Origin of the sequence: Pseudomonas sp. E6002, from assembly GCF_013385565.1 — a bacterium.
GTDB lineage: Bacteria > Pseudomonadota > Gammaproteobacteria > Pseudomonadales > Pseudomonadaceae > Aquipseudomonas.
The window spans coordinates 23,243-45,218 of record NZ_JACAPT010000028.1 but is presented as its reverse complement, the minus strand read 5'-3'; the positions used below and the strand labels follow the sequence as shown (position 1 = coordinate 45,218).

Annotated in this window: 22 protein-coding genes and 1 pseudogene; 10 read left to right on the top strand and 13 right to left on the bottom strand. The window is 58.9% G+C overall.

Going from position 1 to position 21,976, the window contains the following annotated elements; genetic code table 11:
• Window positions 1-2 precede the first annotated feature (2 nt).
• The 9 genes from HX815_RS23050 to HX815_RS23010 form a co-directional block, all read right to left on the bottom strand.
• On the bottom strand, window positions 3-785 hold the full coding sequence (locus HX815_RS23050) for a phage tail protein (protein WP_177009850.1): 783 nt from the start codon (window positions 783-785) through the stop codon (window positions 3-5).
• Between the two features lie 47 nt (window positions 786-832).
• A complete protein-coding gene (locus HX815_RS23045) occupies window positions 833-1,363 on the bottom strand; it encodes a hypothetical protein (protein WP_177019258.1) in 531 nt (176 codons plus the stop codon).
• On the bottom strand, window positions 1,360-2,088 hold the full coding sequence (locus HX815_RS23040) for a phage tail protein I (RefSeq protein ID WP_177009852.1): 729 nt from the start codon (window positions 2,086-2,088) through the stop codon (window positions 1,360-1,362). Before HX815_RS23040 ends, HX815_RS23045 begins: the two co-directional genes overlap by 4 nt.
• The gene (locus HX815_RS23035) at window positions 2,085-3,080 is read right to left on the bottom strand and encodes a baseplate J/gp47 family protein (protein ID WP_177028940.1); all 996 of its coding nucleotides are present in this window, start codon (window positions 3,078-3,080) and stop codon (window positions 2,085-2,087) included. Before HX815_RS23035 ends, HX815_RS23040 begins: the two co-directional genes overlap by 4 nt.
• Window positions 3,077-3,409 carry a phage baseplate protein gene (locus HX815_RS23030; RefSeq protein WP_003208675.1) on the bottom strand — a complete coding sequence of 111 codons (333 nt, stop codon included), beginning with the start codon at window positions 3,407-3,409 and terminating at the stop codon, window positions 3,077-3,079. Before HX815_RS23030 ends, HX815_RS23035 begins: the two co-directional genes overlap by 4 nt.
• 12 nt (window positions 3,410-3,421) lie before the next feature.
• Window positions 3,422-4,030: a phage baseplate assembly protein V gene (locus HX815_RS23025; RefSeq protein WP_102604888.1), complete on the bottom strand. Its 609-nt coding sequence runs from the start codon at window positions 4,028-4,030 to the stop codon at window positions 3,422-3,424.
• A 3-nt stretch (window positions 4,031-4,033) separates the two neighbouring features.
• On the bottom strand, window positions 4,034-4,549 hold the full coding sequence (locus tag HX815_RS23020; RefSeq protein ID WP_177028939.1) for a hypothetical protein: 516 nt from the start codon (window positions 4,547-4,549) through the stop codon (window positions 4,034-4,036).
• Window positions 4,550-4,571: 22 nt separating this feature from the next.
• On the bottom strand, window positions 4,572-4,910 hold the full coding sequence (locus tag HX815_RS23015) for a phage holin family protein (RefSeq protein ID WP_003208680.1): 339 nt from the start codon (window positions 4,908-4,910) through the stop codon (window positions 4,572-4,574).
• Window positions 4,911-5,520: 610 nt separating this feature from the next.
• The gene (locus HX815_RS23010) at window positions 5,521-6,255 is read right to left on the bottom strand and encodes an XRE family transcriptional regulator (RefSeq protein WP_177028938.1); all 735 of its coding nucleotides are present in this window, start codon (window positions 6,253-6,255) and stop codon (window positions 5,521-5,523) included.
• A 142-nt stretch (window positions 6,256-6,397) separates the two neighbouring features.
• Here HX815_RS23010 and HX815_RS23005 point away from each other — a divergent pair, with 142 nt between their 5' ends.
• From HX815_RS23005 to fdxA, 4 genes are all read left to right on the top strand, one after another.
• A complete protein-coding gene (locus HX815_RS23005) occupies window positions 6,398-7,150 on the top strand; it encodes a zeta toxin family protein (RefSeq protein ID WP_256351178.1) in 753 nt (250 codons plus the stop codon).
• Entirely contained in the window at window positions 7,150-7,320 is a 171-nt protein-coding gene (locus tag HX815_RS23000; protein WP_177028931.1) for a hypothetical protein, read from the top strand. The genes HX815_RS23005 and HX815_RS23000 overlap by 1 nt, the downstream gene beginning before the upstream one ends.
• 232 nt (window positions 7,321-7,552) lie before the next feature.
• Window positions 7,553-10,132, top strand: a complete 2,580-nt coding sequence (gene mutS, locus HX815_RS22995) for a DNA mismatch repair protein MutS (RefSeq protein ID WP_087695283.1) — start codon at window positions 7,553-7,555, stop codon at window positions 10,130-10,132.
• Window positions 10,133-10,274: 142 nt separating this feature from the next.
• Window positions 10,275-10,598: a ferredoxin FdxA gene (fdxA, locus tag HX815_RS22990; RefSeq protein WP_003208688.1), complete on the top strand. Its 324-nt coding sequence runs from the start codon at window positions 10,275-10,277 to the stop codon at window positions 10,596-10,598.
• Window positions 10,599-11,093: 495 nt separating this feature from the next.
• Here the strand turns inward: fdxA and apbC are convergent, their stop codons facing one another.
• Complete coding sequence (gene apbC / locus HX815_RS22985; RefSeq protein WP_087695282.1) at window positions 11,094-12,188, bottom strand: iron-sulfur cluster carrier protein ApbC; 1,095 nt, start codon at window positions 12,186-12,188, stop codon at window positions 11,094-11,096.
• A gap of 172 nt (window positions 12,189-12,360) precedes the next feature.
• Between apbC and metG the strand changes: the two genes are divergently transcribed.
• From metG to HX815_RS22965, 4 genes and pseudogenes are all read left to right on the top strand, one after another.
• Window positions 12,361-14,412: a methionine--tRNA ligase gene (gene metG / locus HX815_RS22980; protein WP_008433517.1), complete on the top strand. Its 2,052-nt coding sequence runs from the start codon at window positions 12,361-12,363 to the stop codon at window positions 14,410-14,412.
• Between the two features lie 121 nt (window positions 14,413-14,533).
• A pseudogene (gene rsxB, locus HX815_RS22975) lies at window positions 14,534-15,355 on the top strand (electron transport complex subunit RsxB); the annotation flags it as partial.
• A gap of 150 nt (window positions 15,356-15,505) precedes the next feature.
• Complete coding sequence (gene nth, locus HX815_RS22970) at window positions 15,506-16,144, top strand: endonuclease III (protein WP_010170146.1); 639 nt, start codon at window positions 15,506-15,508, stop codon at window positions 16,142-16,144.
• 107 nt (window positions 16,145-16,251) lie between these two features.
• Window positions 16,252-16,437 (top strand): PA3496 family putative envelope integrity protein, encoded by a 186-nt coding sequence (locus HX815_RS22965; RefSeq protein ID WP_177028937.1) that lies wholly within the window; start codon window positions 16,252-16,254, stop codon window positions 16,435-16,437.
• Window positions 16,438-16,508: 71 nt separating this feature from the next.
• On the opposite strand, the gene HX815_RS22960 is transcribed toward HX815_RS22965, so the two are convergent.
• The 3 genes from HX815_RS22960 to HX815_RS22950 all read right to left on the bottom strand — a co-directional run bounded on the left by HX815_RS22960 (window position 16,509) and on the right by HX815_RS22950 (window position 20,053).
• Window positions 16,509-17,141, bottom strand: coding sequence for a response regulator transcription factor (locus tag HX815_RS22960; protein WP_003208698.1), 633 nt, complete (start codon window positions 17,139-17,141; stop codon window positions 16,509-16,511).
• Between the two features lie 656 nt (window positions 17,142-17,797).
• Window positions 17,798-19,015, bottom strand: a complete 1,218-nt coding sequence (locus HX815_RS22955) for an argininosuccinate synthase (protein WP_003208700.1) — start codon at window positions 19,013-19,015, stop codon at window positions 17,798-17,800.
• A 129-nt stretch (window positions 19,016-19,144) separates the two neighbouring features.
• Entirely contained in the window at window positions 19,145-20,053 is a 909-nt protein-coding gene (locus tag HX815_RS22950; protein WP_087695280.1) for an OmpA family protein, read from the bottom strand.
• A 156-nt stretch (window positions 20,054-20,209) separates the two neighbouring features.
• Between HX815_RS22950 and pyrC the strand changes: the two genes are divergently transcribed.
• Both pyrC and rnt read left to right on the top strand, forming a co-directional pair.
• Window positions 20,210-21,256 (top strand): dihydroorotase, encoded by a 1,047-nt coding sequence (pyrC, locus tag HX815_RS22945; protein WP_003208703.1) that lies wholly within the window; start codon window positions 20,210-20,212, stop codon window positions 21,254-21,256.
• Entirely contained in the window at window positions 21,253-21,930 is a 678-nt protein-coding gene (gene rnt / locus HX815_RS22940; protein WP_003208704.1) for a ribonuclease T, read from the top strand. Before pyrC ends, rnt begins: the two co-directional genes overlap by 4 nt.
• The last annotated feature ends 46 nt before the right edge of the window (window positions 21,931-21,976 follow it).

The window sequence follows — 21,976 nt, the reverse complement described above, 5'->3', positions numbered from 1 at the left end:
CCTTAAACCTTGGCGGTATACCGAGTGTCGTTGTCGTAGGAATAAGCCAAGCGCTTCTCTTCATAGGTCTTCCCAAGCACGGCATCTGCCTGGGCCAGCGAATAAGGCTTCACTACCCAACGCACCTCCCAATCAGCCGTAACGTCATCTTTCATGATCACTTCGGTATCCACCTTGCTGAAGCTCACAGGGTAATCAAACGTTTTGGTGATCGTGTAACTCAACCCACCTCTTAGGTACATCCCGGAGAATTGTGGGGACGTGGTCAGCTGACCAGCGACCAAACCGACATACATGGGTTTAAGCCCTGTAACGGCACGAGCCGTGCAAATCATGCCAAACGAGATGCCCCGAACCGTTTCGCGATAGGTTTGCGATATTCGTTTGATCGACAGGAAGTTGGCATCACCATTCCATGGAAAACCAACACCTTCCAATTGCAGGTTCAAGCCGGCGATATGATAGATACCCTCACCAAAGGGCGCCTTTTCGCTATCTCGAGAAAAAATTCGAGAGATAGTAAGCTCGGTTTCTCCCCCATCGTTACCGGGCATGCTCCACCACACTGGGTAAAGCACGTCCGTGGACAAGCCGGTAAGGTCAATATCCTGCTTGTAAAGCGCGCGGCCATTGATGTCTTTCGCTTGTACACCGTTACGCCACGCAGTGAACTGACTCGACGCGGCCTCTACCCGTGCATCAATTTTGCCAATCTGGTTAGTCACCGTTTCTGTCAGCTTGTTACACGCATCCACCACTTTCGTGATAGTCGTTTCAATTCCCATCATCAACTCCCTGTCAATTAGTCTTTCCAGCACTTTTGTCAGTGCAACTACTTCGCTTCGAGATGCATAACCCGCAACATCAGATCAACGTGACGAGACATATTGCCAACCGAAGCCGCCGCCATGATTGCGATTTCTTCAGCCATCAATACATTCAAATTCTCGCTCCCCACCACAATCGTCACGCTATCCGCCGGCAACGGCGAAATATCCAACGTGAACTTCTGCAGTACCCGAGCCGCCGCCGCTTTATACGTGAGCAGCTTCCCCTCCACGGAATACACCGCCAACAACGTGCCACTGGCGAGGTAAAAACCAAACTCGCCGATCTCATACTCGGCCTCGCCATCAAACAGCGCGGCCATCCGGAGTTGCCGGTCGCCCAGATCCTCGTAGTCCACAATGGCGACCCGCTGGCGCTCGTCACGCAGGGCCACTTCGGTGCCGTCGGGGTTGTAGCGGCCAGTACCGGCGCCAATGTGGGTGATCTCGCCTTTCAAGCCCTGGTTCTTTGCCTGCAGCACTTCATCCAATCCCTTGGAGGTGAAGCGCACCAGGCGTGTAATTTCATCTGTCATGGCTGCGCCCTGAGGTCGTAGTCGTTAATGGTGTAGTGCCGGGCAACCCCGGCACTGTTTAGCCGGGCCGCCAGCCCGAGTTCAGGCAGTACGCCGCACAACTGCAACTCGCCATCGCTGAGCGGTGTGTGCGCCACGCTGCTGCAAGCAAGTACCCCGTGCAGCTTCACTTCGGGCAACGCCCCGGGCTGGCCCTCATCGCCGATGCTCAACCCTGGATCAGCGGCTGCAGCAACACGTAAACCCTGGGAGGTCTCGTGCACGATGGTGATGGTGGCCAGGTCCCGCTCGCTCTTGGCCGCGTTGATGCGGCGGATCAAACGGTTGTGATCGCCACTGGACCAACTGCGACCGATGATTGCCTGCACATCAAAGGTGTAAGGCAGGCCGGTTGGCCGCTGTTGATACCAGGCACTGATATTGGGGGTGAATCCCAGGGATTCGACGGCGTAGCTCAGCGCCTTGGGCGTACCGGCCTGACGCTGGATTTGCCAGGACAAGGCCACGGTGAGGCGCTTCTCCGACTCGCTGGCAGCGGCGTCCCATTCACTGACGCCGCGATCAGCGGCCAGGTAGGGAAGGAATTCAGCCGGCGTCTGCAGCGGGTTCATCAGGGCGGGAAAAGGGGGCGTCACCCGATCGAGCAATTGCCCGAAACCCAGGTCCAGCGCCTTCTCCAACGGCGAACTGTTGGCAGGCAGCAAACTGCCTTTTGGCTCACTCATAGCGTGCGCACCTCCACCTCGACACCCGTGCAATACGGGGCCTGGAACGCGGTAGTGACGATCGGCTCCAGCGGTTCAAGGATTTGCAGTTGTGCAGCTCCCGCCGAGTGGATGGCGTAGTCGATCCAGCTCGGGTCCACCCGCCCTTCCAGGCGATGGCAGGACTCTGCATAGTCTTGCAGCAGTTTCTGGGCGGCGACTTGAGTGAGCCCGGAATCCGGGCCGGCGTTGATCTTGGCCACCACGCGGATTTTGTAGCGCAGGATCTGAGCCGCCTGCACCGTGACGAGATCCGTTTCCGGTCGCACGTCAGGCCGAGCGAAATGCCGACGTACACCGTCGAGCAGATCAGCAGAAGGTGTGCCATCCCCGTCTCGGGACAGGACCGTGACCATCACTTCGCCGGGCGCGGTTCGACGGCCGTTGCCATCCTTGACCCGTGCCGCGTAGCCGTCCGGGTCGAAGGTATAAGTGACCGTCACCACACCCGGGGTAGCACTTTGCACTTTCACCGATGGACGCTCACCGAGGGTGAAAACCTCCCGGCGATACTGCATCCGCGAACCCGCCGCCGGAGCGTGAGGCGCGAGGTAATAACGCAACCGGGCGTCATCGTCGCTCTCCAATGTTGGCGGTACCGGCGGGAAAGCCGCCGGGTCACCAGGGTCGAGCACCTGGCGCTCAAGGCCCATGTCCGCCAGGCGCGCATCGAGGTTGCTGCCGGTAGCCCACCACGCCAGCATCTGCTTGATGCGGGCGTTGTATTTGCGCTCGTGGGTTTGCAGGCGAACGCAAAAAGCTTCCAGCGCCAACGTCAGCAACTCGCTCTCGTTCTCCAGGCTGATCTTCAGCTTGGCGGCATTTTCTGGTGCACGAGTGGCGACGTAATCGACGACAAACGCCTTGAACTCCGCCAGCAACGGTTCGAACTCATCGACGGCAATGATCGCTGGCTCAGCCAACTGGTTCTGGCCGGGTATCAGCATGCTCATGTCACCACCTCGAAGGATTGCTTGCGGTTTTTCCAGGTGCCGGCGAAGCGCAGCAACAGGCCGGCGCCCTGGCGGTTGGCGACGATGACTTGCGGCTCGAAGTCGGCGATGCCGTTCTGCGGGTTGTAGAACGCCTGGGCGGCATGGCTCTGGGCGAGAATCAGCAGGTCATCGCCGAGGTTTTGCCCGAGCAACTGCGGGATCATCGAGCCGTACAGCGGGCGCTTCTGGCGAGTGCCCAAGGGCGTGGTCAGCGCTCGGGTAGCGCGCTGCACAAATTGCAGCCAGTCATCGACCGCCGCCCCGGTGTTTCTATCGATTCCGATCATGGGATGTCCTTGTCAGGGGCTGATGACTCGACCCTGGTGGTCCACCACCGGGCCGCTGAAGTGCGCGCCGCCGGCGTCCAGCAACAGGCTGCTGCCGCCGACTTGCAGCGTGATGCCCTGGGCGCTCATCGTGAGGCTGGCGGCGCCGACCTTGATGTCGACCTGTTCGCGGGAACCTGTGAACGTGGTGGGGCCATTGACCCAGTTGAAGGTATGGCTGGCGTCGTCGTAGTCGCTCTGGGTACCGTCCTGATGGCGGCGCCGGGTCAGTGTCGAAGCGCTGGAGACCGGTGGAAAGCGGTCGCTGTTCAAGCCGAACAAGGCCACCGATTGCGCCCCGCCCTCCCCGGCGCCGTAGTTGAGCAGCAAACATTGCTCGCCTACTGACGGGATGCGGGTTTCCGTCTGTGCCCCGGCGCTGGGGTTGAAAAAGCGGATCGCCGGGGTGAGCAGTTCGCCGTGGCTGACCTTGCAGGTATTGCTGGCGGCGTCGACCTCCTGGCACACGCCGATTCGGCAGAAACTTTCGGCGCGTCGATACAGGTCTTCGAGCTGGCTTTCCATTTCCGCCAGGCGCTCCACGATCGGCCCCAGCTGCATGCGTAACAGCGCGTCGAACATGGGCTACTCCGCCAGCGGCTTGTATTGGTCGGGGTCGTCGATGTTCGAGACGTCCCAGGTGCAGGCAAAAAGCGGCTTGCCTGTGGGATCGTTGAGCAACGGCGGCCCGATATAGAGGGTTTGGATGAAGGTGACGGTCCAGGTGTCGTAGTCCGTCTCTGCGCTGGTGCGTATTGAAGGCGCAGCGACGATGCTGGTCGGCAGGTCGCACTGCGCCTGCGACAGGTTCCAGCGGTTATCCAGCACCAGGTCCATCAGTTGGCTGGCCAGGTCGCAGGCATCAAAGGGCAAGGCACCCGGGGCCACCATGGCCTTGAGTGAAATCCCCAGGGCATGGGCCTTGCGCCCCTCGCGGGAGCGAAGGCCCGGCCCATTGCCTTCGACCGTTATCAACACGCCGGTGTCGTTCGCGCCGCCCTGAAAGTCCTGATGAGTGCCGACCTTAAGTTCCGGAAACGCCCTGCGCAGTGCCTCGCTGATGGCCTGGGGCAATTGGGAGGGTTTTTCGATAAGTGTCATTTAAGTAGCGTCCTTGCAACGGTTACTGCGGGTCCCGGCCAGGGCCTTCGTTGACGCCGATGCGCTTGGCCGCCCAGCGTTCATAAAGGCCGATGGCCACGTCGGCGCCGGCCATGGCGGTCAGGCACCCAATGGCGCCGGCCGTCCAGATCGACATGCCGGCGGCGTAGCACAGCATCAGGGCTGATACCCCGCACACCATGCAGGCCCCCGAACGCAGGGCCAGGCGCCGCATAAGCGACCAACCGCGGGCGCCTTCCTTGTCGGCGCGCCACATTTCTCCGGAAACCCCGCCAATCACCGCCAATACGATGACCAGCCAGATAGGCATTTCCGCCAACGCTTGCTGCTCGTTTGTCATGTCACGCCTCCTGGAATGAGTGATACCGGCAGGTCGCCGGTTGTAGGTGTTTGTTTCAATTTGAATGGGTTCTCTAGGTAGGCATTCCAAAAAGCCCGGTTGCCCGGGCTTTTCAGTAATGATGTCCTCGAACTTTCGGCGCTACTGGCGCGGTACGGTTCTTTCCTCAATGTTTTTCCGACCACGATCCCTGTCTGCCGGATAACTGCTTCTGGTGCTTTACGCTGCACACCCGGGCCAGTTGCCAACCCTCTGAACCGTTAAGGCCGGTTCATCGCTGCCTGTTCTTGAAGCGGTTTGAAACTAAAGAGCGTCGGCATCCTTGCCGGTATTGCCTGGCATCCTTGCCATTGCTTCGATGGCGTCCTTGCCGGTGTTGCGTAACGTCCCTGTCTTCCTTGGCAGCATCCTTGCCGCCTCCACCAGGCCTTCTTGGCTGGCTTGAGATGAAGAATATGCATGTATGCATATACAGTCAATGCACAAATGCATTTATTTTTGCGCAAGAAATGCACAGATGCATTTGTAGCCCCGCAGGCAAAGGGTTTGGTGGTTTTACGCAGACGAAAAAAAACCCGCTCACTGGCGGGCTTTGTCTTACACAGAAGGGTTAGCGGGCGTACATGCCCCACCAGAAAACGTGACCAAGGATGCTGATCTGTTCATCCTGGATTTCCTGGAAGCTGTAGTCCTCGTCCGGATGTTCATCGCGGTTGAAGCTACGCAGGCGAATCCCGGAAGGCAGGCGATAGAGCTGTTTCACCCGTAGCTGGCCGTTGTGATTGATGGCGTAAAGATCGCCATCGACGATGTCACCAATCCCGCATTTGCCCGCATTGACCCCTACGGTGGCGCCGTCGCGCAGCACCGGCAACATACTGTTGCCGCGCACCGTCACGCACTTGGCCTGGTCGAACTGCACACCGTTATGCCGCAGGCTGCGCTTGCCGAACCGCAGGCTGGCCTTCTCGCTTTCCTCGATGACGAATCTTCCTGATCCAGCAGCCAATTCAACCTCGCGCAGAAAGGGGATCGACACCTCGTCATCATTAACGGGTGTTTCGTCGTCCCACAGGCTTATGTCCTTGAGTTCCGAATGCATCGGGTCACGCTCGTCCGACCGCGCCGGCACCAGCCCTACGCGCCCGCGCAGCTGATCGGTGCTGACCTGGAAGTAATCGGCGATGCGCGAGATGTGCTTGTCCGACGGATCCACGATCTTGCCGCTGAGGATCCGGGACAGTGTGGATTGAGGCACGCCGGTACGCCGGTGAAGCTCCGTGGGGGAGATCCGGTCGCGGTCCAGCAGCTCTCTTAAGACGATAGAAACGTTGCGTTTTTGCATAACGCGGATAGTGCAGACAGTTTTGATGCTTGGCAAATGCTTATTTGCATATTTAATGCATTGATTGCAGATTTTTACCTAACCATTTGTGGTCTGCCTCGCATGCTAACCTGCGCCTATCGGAAAAATGCTGGGTTTGTTGATGACGCACTTTGCAGATCCAATCAGAAAAGTCATGACGCAGTCAGAGCAAGAAGTCTCAGACGAAGCGCTGCGCTTTGCTCGCTCAAACAAGAAAATGATTGCCAGGCGTCTGACCGACAAAGCTATCTATCCTCCGGAAGAGGCGCCTGTATCGGTCTACATGGCCGGCTCACCGGGTGCAGGAAAAACCGAGGCATCAATCGCGCTCGTGAATCTTTTTGCCGACACCCCGATCCTTCGAATTGACCCCGATGAGCCTCGTAGCGAATTTGTTGCCTATACCGGCGGTAACTCCTGGTTATTCCAGAGAGGGGTTTCTATTTTGGTGGAGAAGATTCTGGATTTTGCGATGGACCAACAGCAGTCGTTCCTCCTTGACGGAACATTTTCAAACATTGATGTCGCCAGGCGGAATGTGGATCGTTCCTTAAGAAAAGGCAGGTTCGTACAGATTCTGTACGTCTACCAGGATCCGAGGCTCGCTTGGGACTTCGTCAAAGCTCGCGAAGAAGCAGAAGGAAGAAGGATTCGTAAAGAGCATTTCATCGACCAGTACTTTGCCGCACGTGACGTCGTCAACGCACTTAAGCTAGAGTACGGCGGCGATATCCACGTGGATTTGCTGCTCAAGCACATTGACAACTCGGGACGATTGTACAAAGCCGGTGTCGAAAAAATTGACTACCATATTCCTGAGCGACACACGCGGGCCGATCTTGAGGCCAGACTCGGGCAACCATCAGGAGCGTAATGATGATTTCGATTAAGCTGGGCTTGACCAAAGGTGCAAAAAGCCCCTTTGCCGACTTTATTCGTAACGCTAAATCTGATCAAAAAAAGCGCGTATACAGCGAAGTGCTGACCGAAGCGACCAAACAGCAGAACCTTGTATTGATGTCAGCTGAGGCAAAACGAGCCTGACATCTACTAAGGCACTGCAATAAAGAACCCGACCCAGCGTCGGGTTTTTTTATTGATCAACCGAACCCGATCTGTCTTGGTTTCTATCGTAAACCATAGGACAAACACATCGTTTATAAGGCTCGTAGCGAGAATTCAACATCGTATAGCCGCCCACAATGCATAAAAAATCAATGTACCATTAGCCTATTTACCCTTGCCAAAAATCGACAGGAAGAGCTGAACCCCGCGTATGACCGACCTCTCCAGCCACACCCCGATGATGCAGCAGTACTGGCGCCTGAAAAACCAGCACCCTGATCAGTTGATGTTCTACCGCATGGGCGATTTCTACGAGATCTTCTATGAAGACGCGAAGAAGGCGGCCAAGTTGCTGGACATCACCCTGACCGCGCGCGGGCAGTCGGCCGGGCAGTCAATTCCGATGTGCGGGATTCCATATCATTCGTTGGAAGGTTACCTGGTCAAGCTGGTGAAGCTGGGCGAGTCGGTGGTGATCTGTGAGCAGATCGGCGACCCGGCCACCAGCAAGGGCCCGGTGGAACGCCAGGTGGTGCGCATCATCACGCCGGGTACGGTGAGTGATGAGGCGCTGCTGGATGAGCGTCGCGACAACCTGATCGCGGCAGTACTGGGGGACGAACGCCTGTTCGGCCTGGCAGTCCTGGATATCACCAGTGGCAACTTCACGGTGCTGGAGATCAAGGGCTGGGAGAATCTGCTGGCGGAGCTTGAGCGCGTCAACCCGGTGGAGTTGATGATCCCGGACGACTGGCCAAAGGACCTGCCGGCGGAACGTCGCCGTGGGACCAAGCGTCGTGCGCCGTGGGATTTCGAGCGTGATTCGGCGCTGAAAAGCCTGTGCCAGCAATTCTCCGTGCAAGACCTCAAGGGCTTCGGTTGCGAAACCCTGACCCTGGCCATCGGCGCCGCCGGTTGCCTGCTCAGCTATGCCAAGGAAACCCAGCGCACTGCCCTGCCGCATTTGCGCAGCCTGCGTCATGAACGCCTGGACGACACCGTGGTGCTGGATGGCGCCAGCCGTCGCAACCTGGAACTGGACACCAACCTCGCCGGCGGGCGCGACAACACCCTGCAATCGGTGGTCGACCGTTGCCAGACCGCCATGGGCAGCCGCTTGCTCACCCGCTGGTTGAACCGCCCGCTGCGGGATTTGACCGTGCTGCAAGCCCGCCAGACCTCTATTACCTGCCTGCTCGACCGCTACCGCTTTGAAAAGCTGCAACCGCAGCTCAAGGAAATCGGCGATATCGAGCGGATCCTGGCGCGGATCGGCCTGCGTAACGCGCGGCCTCGCGACCTGGCACGCCTGCGCGATGCCCTCGGCGCCCTGCCGCAACTGCAAGCGGCGATGACCGAACTGGAAGCACCGCACCTGCAGCAGCTGGCAGTCACCACCGGCACCTACCCGGAACTGGCGGCGCTGCTGGAAAAAGCCATCATCGACAACCCGCCCGCGATCATCCGTGACGGTGGCGTGTTGAAGACCGGTTACGACACCGAGCTGGATGAGCTGCAATCCCTGAGCGAGAACGCCGGGCAGTTCCTGATTGACCTGGAAGCCCGTGAAAAAGCCCGCACGGGCCTGGCCAACCTGAAAGTCGGCTACAACCGCGTGCACGGCTACTTTATCGAGTTGCCAAGCAAGCAGGCCGAGCAGGCGCCGATCGATTACCAGCGCCGCCAGACCCTCAAGGGTGCCGAGCGCTTTATCACTCCGGAGCTTAAAGAATTCGAAGACAAGGCGCTGTCGGCCAAAAGCCGCGCCCTGGCCCGGGAGAAAATGCTCTACGAAGCCTTGCTCGAAAGCCTGATCGACAAGCTTGCGCCGTTGCAGGACACCGCAGCCGCCCTGGCCGAGCTGGATGTACTGAGCAACCTGGCCGAGCGTGCCCTGAACCTTGACCTGAACTGCCCGCGCTTTGTCAGCGAGCCGTGCATGCGCATCGTGCAAGGTCGCCACCCGGTGGTTGAGCAGGTGTTGACCACGCCGTTCGTCGCCAACGACCTGTCGCTGGACGACGACACGCGCATGCTGGTGATCACCGGTCCGAACATGGGCGGTAAATCCACCTACATGCGTCAGACCGCATTGATCGTGCTGCTGGCGCATATCGGCAGCTTCGTGCCGGCGGCAAGCTGCGAATTGTCACTGGTGGACCGCATCTTCACCCGGATCGGTTCCAGCGATGACCTGGCCGGTGGCCGTTCGACCTTTATGGTGGAAATGAGCGAAACCGCCAACATCCTGCACAACGCCACCGAACGCAGCCTGGTGCTGATGGACGAAGTGGGCCGCGGCACCAGCACCTTCGACGGGCTGTCCCTGGCGTGGGCGGCGGCCGAGCGTTTGGCGCACCTGCGGGCATATACGCTGTTCGCGACGCACTACTTCGAACTGACCGTGCTGCCGGAAAACGAGCCGTTGGTAGCCAACGTGCACCTCAATGCCACCGAGCACAACGAGCGCATCGTGTTCCTGCACCACGTGCTGCCCGGCCCGGCAAGCCAGAGTTACGGCCTGGCCGTGGCGCAACTGGCGGGGGTGCCGGCCGAGGTGATTACCCGTGCTCGCGAGCACCTGAGCCGCCTGGAAGAAACCGCGCTGCCCCATGAGATTCCCGTGGCCAGCCCGGCCAAGGCCAGCAACAAACCCAGCGCGCCGCACCAGAGCGACATGTTCGCCAGCCTGCCTCATCCGGTACTGGATGAGTTGGCTAAGCTTGACCTGGATGACGTGACGCCGCGAAAAGCGCTCGAAATGTTATATGCACTGAAGACTCGGATATAACGCAGACGCTTGCAAGCTGGTAGACTCTCGCGCGGTTTGGGATGCTGCGGGCTTTTAGCCTGGCCTGCAGACTATCGCTCCCGAACCTCGCGAGCCCTGCCACAAAGGGTTTCGCTGCCGCCGCCTGAGGAGAAAATTAGAAATGACCTTCGTCGTCACCGACAACTGCATCAAGTGCAAGTACACCGACTGCGTAGAAGTGTGTCCGGTGGACTGCTTCTACGAAGGCCCGAATTTCCTGGTCATCCACCCGGACGAGTGCATTGACTGCGCCCTGTGTGAACCAGAATGCCCGGCCGTCGCTATTTTCTCCGAGGACGAAGTCCCGGCAGAGATGCAGGAATTTATTCAGTTGAACGTTGAGCTGGCGGAAATCTGGCCGAATATCACTGAGCGCAAAGACCCGATGCCGGATGCGGCAGAGTGGGATGGCAAAAAAGGCAAGATTGCCGACCTCGAACGCTGATAGCGTCGATGCCCTCCAAAAGGCCCCTTGCGGGCCTTTTTGCATTTCTGCGGGGCGGGTTTCACTTTTCTACAGGCAAAAAAAGGGGCGGTATGACCCGCCCACATTTTTTCCCTAGTCCCTGTGTTCCTTTTCATCGTCCTGATGAATCGCATCCTGCGAGGTTCCCTGAATCATCGTTCCTTGATGACTGTGTCAATCCGTGGACACAGGGCTGATCTTAGAGAGTTCACGGGGAAGTTCAACGGGATCCAACCCGCCGGGTTTTCGATTCACGCGCTCAAACGCGAATAAATAATCGTTATATTTCAATAAGATAGAAATATAGGCAATCAATTCAAGACGCCCCCGCCGATGAAAAAACCCAAACGCTTACGAAAAAGTAAGTGAATGCTTACACCAGCAATTACGTAAAAGAGTAAAAAACGCCTCGTTGGTGTTCATCAGGCAAGAAAAAGCCCCGACAAGGTCGAGGCTTTTTTCCCATCCGGTGGATCAGTCGTCGCTGACAGTAATCGTCGGCATTGCCTGGGCCTCTGCTTCCTGCAGGACGATTCGCGCGCCTACGTGGCGCGCCAGCTCCTGGTAGACCATGGCAATCTGGCCATCGGGCTCGGCAACCACCGTCGGCTTGCCGCCATCAGCCTGCTCACGAATCCCCATGGACAGCGGCAATGACGCCAGCAGTTCCACGCCGTACTGGGTCGCGAGCTTCTCGCCGCCGCCTTCACCGAACAGATGCTCCGCGTGGCCGCAGTTGGAGCAGATGTGCACCGCCATGTTTTCCACGACGCCCAGCACCGGGATGTTGACCTTGCGGAACATCTCCACACCCTTGCGGGCATCCAGCAGCGCCAGGTCCTGCGGTGTGGTGACGATCACCGCGCCGGCCACCGGCACTTTCTGCGCCAGGGTCAGCTGGATATCGCCGGTGCCTGGCGGCATATCGATCACCAGGTAGTCCAGATTGCCCCAGTCGGTCTGGGTGACCAGTTGCAGCAACGCACCGGATACCATCGGGCCGCGCCAGACCATCGGTGTGTTGTCATCGGTCAGGAAGGCCATGGACATGACTTCCACGCCATGGGACTCGATCGGCACGAACCATTTCTGGTCCTTGATCTTCGGCCGGGTGCCTTCCGGGATGCCAAACATCACGCCCTGGCTCGGGCCATAGATGTCGGCGTCGAGAATCCCGACCCGCGCGCCTTCCCGGGCCAGGGCCAGGGCCAGGTTGGCGGCGGTGGTGGATTTGCCCACGCCGCCCTTGCCGGAAGCCACGGCCACCACGTTCTTGACGTTGGCCAGGCCCGGAATCTGCGCCTGGGCCTTGTGCGGGGCGATCACGCACTGGATGTCGACCCTGGCCGAGCTGACGCCGTCCAGGCCTTCGATGGCCATTTGCAGCATCTGCGCCCAGCCGCTCTTGAACAGGCCTGCAGCGTAGCCCAGCTCAAGCTGGACCGAAACCTTGTCACCCTGCACGTCGATGGCGCGTACGCACCCGGCGCTGACCGGGTCCTGGTTCAGGTAGGGGTCGGTGTACTGGCGAAGAACGGCTTCCACCGCTGCGCGATTGACGGCGCTCATGGGCTACTCCCGAAAAAAGACTGACTAAAACAGGCGGCTATCCTAACCGTTCCAGCGCTCCAGCGGCACGCTTTCGGCCTGTGGGAAAATCCGGAAACAGCCGCACGGGGTGAAATAAATTTCCCGGCGCTTTATAGTGGCCGACCTCCGTTTCATCAAGTAGCCGAGCCCCATGTCCGAGCCACGCAAGATCCTCGTCACCAGCGCCCTGCCCTATGCCAATGGTTCTATCCACCTTGGCCATATGCTTGAGTACATCCAGACCGATATGTGGGTGCGCTTCCAGAAGCATCGCGGCAATCAATGCATTTATGTCTGCGCGGACGACGCCCACGGTTCGGCCATCATGTTGCGCGCCGAGAAGGAAGGGATCACCCCGGAACAACTGATCGCCAATGTCCAGGCTGAACACAGCGCCGACTTTGCCGAGTTCCTGGTGGATTTCGATAACTTCCACTCGACCCACTCCGACGAAAACCGCGAGCTGTCGAGCCAGATCTACCTGCGCCTCAAGGACGCCGGGCACATTGCCACGCGTTCGATCACCCAGTATTTCGACCCGGAAAAGAAAATGTTCCTGGCCGACCGCTTCATCAAGGGCACCTGCCCGAAATGCGGCACTGAGGACCAGTACGGCGACAACTGCGAGAAATGCGGCGCCACTTACGCGCCCACCGACCTGAAGGATCCGAAGTCGGCCATCTCCGGCGCCACCCCGGTACTCAAGGATTCCCAGCACTTCTTCTTCAAGCTCCCGGATTTCCAGCAGATGCTGCAAACCTGGACCCGCAGCGGCACCCTGCAGGACGCCGTGGCGAACAAGATCGCCGAATGGCTGGACGCCGGCCTGCAACAGTGGGACATCTCCCGCGATGCGCCGTACTTCGGCTTTGAGATCCCGGGCGAGCCAGGCAAATACTTCTACGTGTGGCTGGACGCGCCGATCGGCTACATGGCCAGCTTCAAGAACCTGTGCGACCGCACGCCGGAGCTGGACTTCGACGCGTTCTGGAACAAGGACTCCACGGCCGAGCTGTACCACTTCATCGGCAAGGACATCGTCAACTTCCACGCGCTGTTCTGGCCTGCAATGCTTGAAGGCTCGGGCTACCGCAAGCCAACCGGCATTGCCGTGCACGGTTACCTGACGGTCAACGGCCAGAAGATGTCCAAGTCCCGTGGCACCTTTATCAAGGCGCGCACCTACCTGGACCACCTGTCGCCGGAATACCTGCGCTACTACTACGCCTCCAAGCTGGGCCGTGGTGTCGATGACCTGGACCTGAACCTGGAAGACTTCGTACAGAAGGTCAACTCGGACCTGGTGGGCAAGGTCGTCAACATCGCCAGCCGTTGCGCCGGGTTTATCCACAAGGGCAACGCCGGGGTGCTGGTGGCTGAAAATGCCGCACCTGAGTTGACCGATGCAATCCTGGCCGCCGCGCCGAGCATCGCCGATGCCTATGAAGCTCGCGACTTTGCCCGGGCCATGCGCGAAATCATGGGCCTGGCCGACCGCGCCAACGCCTGGATCGCCGACAAGGCGCCGTGGTCGCTGAACAAGCAGGAAGGCAAGCAGGCTGAAGTCCAGGCGATCTGCGCCACAGGCGTCAACCTGTTCCGTCAGTTGGTGATCTTCCTCAAGCCGGTATTGCCATTGCTGGCAGCCGACGCCGAGGCGTTCCTCAATGTGCCGCCGCTGACCTGGAATGACCACGCGACACTGCTCGGCAACCATCAGTTGAATGAGTTCAAGCCGCTGATGACCCGTATCGACCCGGTAAAAGTGCAGGCCATGACCGACGCATCGAAAGAAGACCTCGAGGCCAGCAAGACCGATACCGGCGACGCTGCACCTGCGGGCAATGGCGAACTGGCGAAAGATCCGTTGTCGCCGGAAATCGACTTCGACGCCTTCGCTGCGGTGGACTTGCGGGTGGCCCTGATCCTCAAGGCCGAAGCCGTGGAAGGCGCCGACAAACTGCTGCGCCTGACCCTGGACATCGGTGATGAACAACGCAACGTGTTCTCGGGGATCAAGAGCGCCTATCCGGACCCATCCAAGCTCGATGGTCGCCTGACCATGATGATCGCCAACCTCAAGCCGCGGAAAATGAAGTTCGGTATCTCCGAAGGCATGGTGATGGCGGCCGGCCCTGGCGGTGAAGAGATCTACCTGTTGAGCCCGGACAGCGGCGCCAAGCCGGGTCAGCGCATCAAGTAACAATGGCTAACTGCCTCATGGTCTCGGCCATGGGGCGGTTTCAGCTAGTACCCCCTCCTCGCTTGCCGGATAATCGGATTCTGTTTGCTGTCGGCCCGTTGTTGGCTGTGGCTTTTCCGGGTTCCAACGCAATGATCAAACCATGAGCCTGATTCAACGTATCGACGCCCTGCTGCCGCAAACCCAGTGTGGCAAATGTGGGCATCCTGGCTGCAAGCCCTACGCAGAAGGCATTGCCCAAGGCGAGGCGATCAACAAGTGCCCTCCGGGCGGCCAGGAAACCATCGCAGGCCTGGCGCAGCTGTTGAAGCTCCCGGTGCTGGAGTTGGACACATCTCGAGGGGAAGCGCCCGCACAGATCGCGTTTATCCGTGAAGCGGAGTGCATCGGCTGTACCAAATGCATCCAGGCCTGCCCGGTGGACGCTATCGTCGGTGCTGCCAAATTGATGCACACGGTGATTGTCGACGAGTGCACGGGTTGCGACCTGTGTGTAGCACCCTGCCCGGTTGATTGCATCGAAATGCGTCCGTTGAGCACCGTGGTACCGATTGTCGGCGGGCTGGCCTCCAATGATCATGAACGTGAGGCACGCAGCCTCAAGCGCGACCGGGCCCGGCGACGGTTTGAACAGCGCAACGCGCGGCTGCAACGCGAAGAGGAACAGAAACTTGCAGAACGCCAGGCACGCTCCAAGCGCGCCGCCCCGGTAGCTGCGGCCACGGTCAACCCGGTCCAGGCGGCCATTGAGCGGGTTCGTGCGCAAAAAGCCGCGGCCATGGACGCCGCCTTGAAGAAGGCCAAGATCAACCTGGCCATGAGCCGCGCCCAATTGCACAAATCCCTGAAAGCTTTCGGCCACCCGCCGACCTTTGAACAGCAGTCGCAGTTGATCATTCTGCAACAGCACTTCGAAACGGCAGAGCAGGCGCTTGCGGCACTGGTGGTGGCTGATGCCCGCACCTGACCCCCTTGAGCACCGGCCCCACCTGATGAAGCGTGTACTGCCGGTGCACGCCGCGTTTATCCTGCTCGGGTTATTGGGCCCGTTTTTCGTAACCACACTGACTGTTTGCAAGGAACCGCTCGCCCCATGAACGCCGCAAAACGCCTGGAAATTTTCCGCCGGCTTCACGAAGACAACCCGGAACCGAAAACCGAACTGGCCTACTCCTCGCCGTTCGAGTTGCTGATCGCCGTGATTCTCTCGGCCCAGTCCACAGACGTCGGCGTCAACAAGGCCACCGCTAAATTGTATCCGGTGGCGAACACCCCGGAGGCGATCTACGCGCTGGGGGTTGAGGGGTTGTCCGAATACATCAAGACCATCGGCCTGTACAACAGCAAGGCGAAGAATGTCATCGAGACCTGCCGGCTGCTGGTGGAACTGCACGGCAGCGAAGTACCGCAAACGCGCGAAGCCCTGGAAGCCCTTCCGGGTGTTGGCCGAAAAACCGCCAATGTGGTGCTCAATACGGCATTTCGCCAATTGACCATGGCGGTGGACACGCACATCTTTCGGGTCAGCAACCGAACCGGTATTGCCCGCGGAAAAAATGTGGTGGAGGTGGAAAAACAGCTGATGAAGTTCGTGCCCAAGCCGTACCTGCTGGACTCGCATCACTGGCTGATCCTTCACGGACGCTATGTCTGCCAGGCCCGCAAGCCGCGCTGTGGCAGCTGCCGCATCGAAGACCTGTGCGAATACAAGGAAAAGACTTCCGACGATTGAGCCATCATTGCTTTTATCGATGAGTCGATTGAAAAAATCTTTTTTACCAGGCCCGAGATTATCGTTATAAGGAGCGCCAACGGCAGTCTTAGCCTGGAGTTAACCTTATGAGCACTGGCAAAGAACAACTGGATGTAGAAGACGACGTTGTTGGCGCTGAATCCGACGATGATGCAGCAGAAGCACCGGCAGAGGTGGCCAAGACCAATTTGAGCAAACGCCGCACCATCGACAACCTTCTGGAAGAGCGGCGCTTGCAAAAACAGTTGGCCGATTACGACTTCGATCTCTAATCGATCCAACGATAAACAGAAGCCTCCCTTGCGGAGGCTTTTTTCTGACTGGATGTAAATGTGAGGCCGGCCTACACCAGGCCGTTTCGCTGGGCCAGCTCGATCAAGTCCACCAGCGAGCGTGCGTTGAGCTTGAGCAGCAAGCGGGTCTTGTAGGTGCTCACAGTCTTGTTGCTCAGGAACATGCCATCGGCGATCTCCTTATTGGTCTTGCCGCGGGCCAACTGCTGCAACACCATCATCTCCCGTCCGGACAGGCGCTCGACCATGTCCGCTTCGCTGGCGTTACCCATTGTGGAGCGCACCGAGTTCAACGCCTGGTTGGGGAAGTAGCTGTACCCGCACAGCACCGCCTTGACCGCGCTCAACAGCTCGGTGAGATCCTGTTGCTTGCACACGTAGCCGGCAGCACCCGCCTGCATGCACCGCATCGAGAAATGCCCGGGCGCCTGGGACGTCAGCACCAGCACCTTGAAGGGATGTGCCTGTTTGGTTGATGACAGCCGGCATATAACTTCCAGGCCATCGAGTTTGGGAATTCCAATATCCAGTATGACAATGTCCGGCATATGCTCGCGCGCAAGTTGCAAGGCATCGACACCGTTATCGGTCTCGGCAACGACCTCATAACTATGACGTTCCATTAGCATACGTACAGCAAGACGAATGACGGGATGATCATCCACGATCAGCACTTTATTCATGGGCAAGTCCAATTTCGCTGTTCGAATTATTAAGAGTAAGCACAATAGCCTAGTCGTTTCTCGCTTGGCATAGCGCTCCCCCCCAAGCAACAGCAAGCAGAGACCTAACCCACAAAGACATAGGATTTAACCTACAAAAAAACGCCAGATCGGAGCTATTCAGTTTTGTTGGGGCTTTCAGAACTTTCCGAGCACAAACATATTTTGAGTGAAAATTCCCAGGATTACGCGGGCCCGGGTAAACGCGCCGTACACAAGTTTCAGGAAATGCCCCTTGTGCGCTGTCAGAAGACCTGTGAACCCGGAGGGAAATCGGGTTTTTAAAAGTTCCATTCGACATAATTACTAACGCTCCATAAATCCTACAGGCATGTCAGCATCTGACATATTCGCGGTACATTTCTGAGTGAATTTTCTGTAGTACATAGTTCCTGCCTACAAGAAAAAATCTCACTTTCAACAATGCATCACTTATCGAGCGAAATTAATAAACATTGCCCCCGTAAAAATATAAACACTCCAGATCATCTCCTGGAGTACCTGAACTTTTTCGAAGCGAACAATAAACACAGGCGCGCGCCCGATGATTCCGGATGTATTTTCAACCAAAAAAAATGGCCCCTTGAGGGGCCATTTTTCATTGCAACTTACAACACTCAGAACAACTTGCGACCTTTGTTGGCCGCAATGCGCATGCGCAACGCGTTCAGCTTGATGAAGCCTGCCGCGTCTGCCTGGTTGTAGGCGCCGCCATCTTCTTCAAAAGTGGCGATGTTGGCGTCGAACAACGACTCATCGGACTTGCGACCGGTCACGATCACGTTGCCCTTGTACAGCTTCAGGCGCACAACGCCGTTCACGTGGACCTGGGAAGCGTCGATCATCTGTTGCAGCATCAGACGCTCAGGGCTCCACCAGTAGCCGGTGTAGATCAGGCTGGCGTACTTGGGCATCAACTCGTCTTTGAGGTGAGCCACTTCACGGTCCAGGGTGATGGACTCAATGGCGCGGTGAGCGCGCAGCATGATGGTGCCGCCCGGGGTTTCGTAGCAACCACGGGACTTCATGCCCACGTAACGGTTCTCGACGATGTCGAGGCGGCCGATACCGTGTTCGCCACCGATACGGTTCAAGGTCGCCAGTACGGTGGCCGGGGTCATTTCGACGCCGTCCAGCGCGACGATGTCGCCGTTGCGGTAGGTCAGTTCCAGGTACTGGGCCTTGTCAGGAGCGTTCTCCGGGGAGACGGTCCATTTCCACATGTCTTCTTCGTGCTCGGTCCAGGTGTCTTCCAGCACGCCGCCTTCATAGGAGATGTGCAGCAAGTTGGCGTCCATCGAGTACGGGGACTTCTTCTTGCCATGACGCTCGATCGGGATCGCGTGCTTTTCGGCGTAGTCCATCAGCTTTTCACGGGACAGCAGGTCCCATTCACGCCACGGAGCAATCACTTTTACGCCTGGCTTCAAGGCGTAGGCGCCCAGTTCGAAACGCACCTGGTCGTTGCCCTTGCCGGTGGCGCCATGGGAAATGGCGTCGGCGCCGGTTTCGTTGGCGATTTCGATCAGGCGCTTGGCGATCAGCGGACGTGCGATGGAAGTACCCAGCAGGTACTCGCCTTCGTAGACAGTGTTGGCGCGAAACATCGGGAAAACGAAATCGCGGACGAACTCTTCGCGCAGGTCGTCAATGTAGATCTCTTTCACGCCCATGGCTTGCGCCTTGGCACGTGCAGGTTCGACCTCTTCGCCCTGACCCAGGTCAGCGGTGAAGGTCACCACTTCACAGTTATAAGTATCCTGCAGCCACTTGAGGATCACCGAAGTGTCCAGGCCGCCGGAATACGCGAGAACGACCTTGTTTACGTCGGCCATGCCATCACTCCACGGGGTTGTACGGAAAGGCGTCGATTCTACCGACCAAAACCGTGAAATTACAGAGGCGCGACAGCAAATGAAGATAAAGCGACAGATTATGTCGAGCGGGCGACGAAACGCCGCACCTTATGAGGTGGCGGCAGCGTTGCCTGGCGCCTTGGCCTGGGGCGCCGGTTTCTCGGGGGCTGCCACCCGTTCGAGCTGAATATTCACCCGGCGGTTTTTCGCCCGGTTGGCCGCGTTGGTGTTCGGCGCCAGCGGATAGCTTTCGCCATGAAAGCGCAGGGTAATCTGCGATTCCTGGATGCCATTGGCCTTGAAGTAGTCCATCACCGCCAATGCACGACGCCGCGAAACGTCGCGATTGGTCAGGCGATTGCCGCTGTTGTCGGAGTGGCCATTCAACTCGACGTGGTTAACCGTCGGGTCGGCTTTCATGAATTCGAGAATCACCGAGAGCTTTTTCCTGGCCGCCGCGTCCAGTTCGATGCCGCCACCCGGGAAACCCACCTCGGTCTGTTTGACCTGCTCGAAATTCATCGGCAGCAGCTTGGTGGTGCAGAGTTGGTAGTCGTTGTAGGCCTTGCTGAATTTCGCCGGCAGCAGGCGGATCTCGGAGTAACCGCCGTCGCGGCTATAGTGGCGCACCGTCGGGCTGCGCCCTTCGAGCAGGCCGGTAAACAAACGCCCGGCCTGGGCCTGGGAGCTGTTGAACAGCACATCGCCACTGCCGACACGCACCGCCCCCAGGTTGATATCGCCACGCCCCGGCTGCCACGGCGCAGCCGCCGCCAACAGGGTTGCGGAACCGGCACCCAACGAGCCGTTAAAGGCTTTCAGGCGAAACGTCGCCTGCTCGCCGGCCCGGCGCACGAACTCGCCCGAGCCGAAATCGGTGATCGGCTGGGTCAAGCGGCACTCGAATTTATCGCCCTCCACTTTCCACTCAATATTCTCCAGACGTGTCTGGAACGTGAGGGCCATCGCGGGCAGGCTGGCGAACACACTGAGCAGGGCTAGATAATGCTGGCGCACGGGAGGCTCCACTGGTTTCTACAACACATCAAGGCGTCATACATCGTTAAGGCATACCCAAGGATATCGGTCGCATCCTGCAAAACTTGATAGCGAGTGCCTGCAAGAGTCTTTTCCGGTAGCATTCCCACCAGATTGACCCGCCTGGAATCCCCAATGTCCGACCGCCTGACCCTGCTGCGTCCCGACGACTGGCATATTCATCTTCGCGATGGTGCTGCGTTGCCCCAAACCGTGGCCGATGTAGCGCGCACGTTTGGCCGCGCCATCATCATGCCTAACCTGGTACCTCCGGTGCGTAACGCCGCGGAAGCCGACGCCTATCGCCAGCGCATTCTCGCTGCACGACCGGCCGGCAGCCGCTTCGAACCGTTGATGGTGCTGTACCTGACCGACCGCACCCAGCCCGAAGAAATCCGCCAGGCCAAGGCCAGTGGTTTCGTGCACGCCGCCAAGCTGTACCCGGCCGGCGCGACCACCAACTCCGATTCCGGCGTCACCAGTATCGACAAGATCCTGCCGGCCATCGAAGCCATGGCCGAAGTGGGCATGCCGTTGCTGATCCACGGTGAAGTCACCCGTGGCGATGTCGATGTGTTCGATCGTGAAAAGATCTTCATCGACGAGCACATGCGCCGAGTTGTCGAGCTGTTCCCGACCCTCAAGGTGGTGTTCGAGCACATCACCACCGCCGATGCCGTGCAGTTCGTCACCGAGGCTTCGGCCAACGTCGGCGCGACCATCACCGCGCATCACCTGCTGTACAACCGCAACCACATGCTGGTGGGCGGGATTCGGCCGCACTTCTATTGCCTGCCGATTCTCAAGCGCAACACGCACCAGGTAGCGCTGCTCGATGCCGCCACCAGTGGCAGCGAGAAATTTTTCCTCGGTACCGACTCTGCACCTCACGCCCAACACGCCAAGGAAGCCGCGTGTGGTTGTGCCGGGTGTTATACCGCCTATGCGGCGATCGAGTTGTATGCCGAAGCGTTCGAACAACGCAACGCCCTGGACAAGCTTGAAGGGTTCGCCAGCCTCAACGGCCCGCGTTTCTATGGCCTGCCGGCGAATACCGACCGCATTACCCTGGTCCGTGAAGACTGGACCGCCCCCACCAGCCTGCCGTTTGGCGAGCTGACCGTTATCCCGCTGCGCGCCGGTGAAACACTGCGCTGGCGCCTGCTGGAGGAACACCCGTGAGTGAAGACCATTACGACGACGACCAGGAACACGGCGGCGGTGGTGGCGGTTCCCGTCACCCGATGGCCGAGCGTTTCCGTGGCTACCTGCCGGTTGTCATCGACGTAGAAACCGGCGGCTTCAATTGCGCCACTGACGCGCTGCTGGAAATCGCCGCCACGACCATCGGCATGGATGAACAGGGTTTCGTGTTCCCGGAACACACCCACTTCTTCCGCGTCGAGCCGTTCGAAGGCGCCAACATCGAAGCGGCGGCCCTGGAGTTCACCGGGATCAAGCTTGATCACCCACTGCGCATGGCCGTCAGTGAAGAAGCGGCGCTGACCGACATCTTCCGTGGCGTACGCAAGGCCCTGAAGGCCAATGGCTGCAAACGCGCGATCCTGGTGGGCCACAACAGCAGCTTCGACCTGGGCTTCCTCAACGCCGCCGTGGCGCGCCTGGACATGAAACGCAACCCGTTTCACCCGTTCTCCAGCTTCGACACTGCGACCCTGGCCGGTTTGGCCTATGGCCAGACCGTGCTGGCGAAGGCCTGCCAGGCTGCCGGTATCGACTTCGACGGTCGTGAGGCCCACTCGGCCCGCTACGACACCGAGAAGACCGCCGAGCTGTTCTGCGGCATCGTCAACCGTTGGAAACAGATGGGCGGCTGGGAAGACTTCGGCGACTGAAGCCAAATCCCGCACATAAAAAAACCGGCCTTCTCAGGCCGGTTTT

What these genes read in the sequence shown, in the direction of transcription:
- HX815_RS23050 (WP_177009850.1), bottom strand. Translation starts at nt 785, where the DNA reads ATGGGAATTGAAACGACTATCACGAAAGTGGTGGATGCGTGTAACAAG.
- HX815_RS23045 (WP_177019258.1), bottom strand. Translation starts at nt 1,363, where the DNA reads ATGACAGATGAAATTACACGCCTGGTGCGCTTCACCTCCAAGGGATTG.
- HX815_RS23040 (WP_177009852.1), bottom strand. Translation starts at nt 2,088, where the DNA reads ATGAGTGAGCCAAAAGGCAGTTTGCTGCCTGCCAACAGTTCGCCGTTG.
- HX815_RS23035 (WP_177028940.1), bottom strand. Translation starts at nt 3,080, where the DNA reads ATGAGCATGCTGATACCCGGCCAGAACCAGTTGGCTGAGCCAGCGATC.
- HX815_RS23030 (WP_003208675.1), bottom strand. Translation starts at nt 3,409, where the DNA reads ATGATCGGAATCGATAGAAACACCGGGGCGGCGGTCGATGACTGGCTG.
- HX815_RS23025 (WP_102604888.1), bottom strand. Translation starts at nt 4,030, where the DNA reads ATGTTCGACGCGCTGTTACGCATGCAGCTGGGGCCGATCGTGGAGCGC.
- HX815_RS23020 (WP_177028939.1), bottom strand. Translation starts at nt 4,549, where the DNA reads ATGACACTTATCGAAAAACCCTCCCAATTGCCCCAGGCCATCAGCGAG.
- HX815_RS23015 (WP_003208680.1), bottom strand. Translation starts at nt 4,910, where the DNA reads ATGACAAACGAGCAGCAAGCGTTGGCGGAAATGCCTATCTGGCTGGTC.
- HX815_RS23010 (WP_177028938.1), bottom strand. Translation starts at nt 6,255, where the DNA reads ATGCAAAAACGCAACGTTTCTATCGTCTTAAGAGAGCTGCTGGACCGC.
- HX815_RS23005 (WP_256351178.1), top strand. Translation starts at nt 6,398, where the DNA reads ATGACGCACTTTGCAGATCCAATCAGAAAAGTCATGACGCAGTCAGAG.
- HX815_RS23000 (WP_177028931.1), top strand. Translation starts at nt 7,150, where the DNA reads ATGATGATTTCGATTAAGCTGGGCTTGACCAAAGGTGCAAAAAGCCCC.
- mutS (WP_087695283.1), top strand. Translation starts at nt 7,553, where the DNA reads ATGACCGACCTCTCCAGCCACACCCCGATGATGCAGCAGTACTGGCGC.
- fdxA (WP_003208688.1), top strand. Translation starts at nt 10,275, where the DNA reads ATGACCTTCGTCGTCACCGACAACTGCATCAAGTGCAAGTACACCGAC.
- apbC (WP_087695282.1), bottom strand. Translation starts at nt 12,188, where the DNA reads ATGAGCGCCGTCAATCGCGCAGCGGTGGAAGCCGTTCTTCGCCAGTAC.
- metG (WP_008433517.1), top strand. Translation starts at nt 12,361, where the DNA reads ATGTCCGAGCCACGCAAGATCCTCGTCACCAGCGCCCTGCCCTATGCC.
- nth (WP_010170146.1), top strand. Translation starts at nt 15,506, where the DNA reads ATGAACGCCGCAAAACGCCTGGAAATTTTCCGCCGGCTTCACGAAGAC.
- HX815_RS22965 (WP_177028937.1), top strand. Translation starts at nt 16,252, where the DNA reads ATGAGCACTGGCAAAGAACAACTGGATGTAGAAGACGACGTTGTTGGC.
- HX815_RS22960 (WP_003208698.1), bottom strand. Translation starts at nt 17,141, where the DNA reads ATGAATAAAGTGCTGATCGTGGATGATCATCCCGTCATTCGTCTTGCT.
- HX815_RS22955 (WP_003208700.1), bottom strand. Translation starts at nt 19,015, where the DNA reads ATGGCCGACGTAAACAAGGTCGTTCTCGCGTATTCCGGCGGCCTGGAC.
- pyrC (WP_003208703.1), top strand. Translation starts at nt 20,210, where the DNA reads ATGTCCGACCGCCTGACCCTGCTGCGTCCCGACGACTGGCATATTCAT.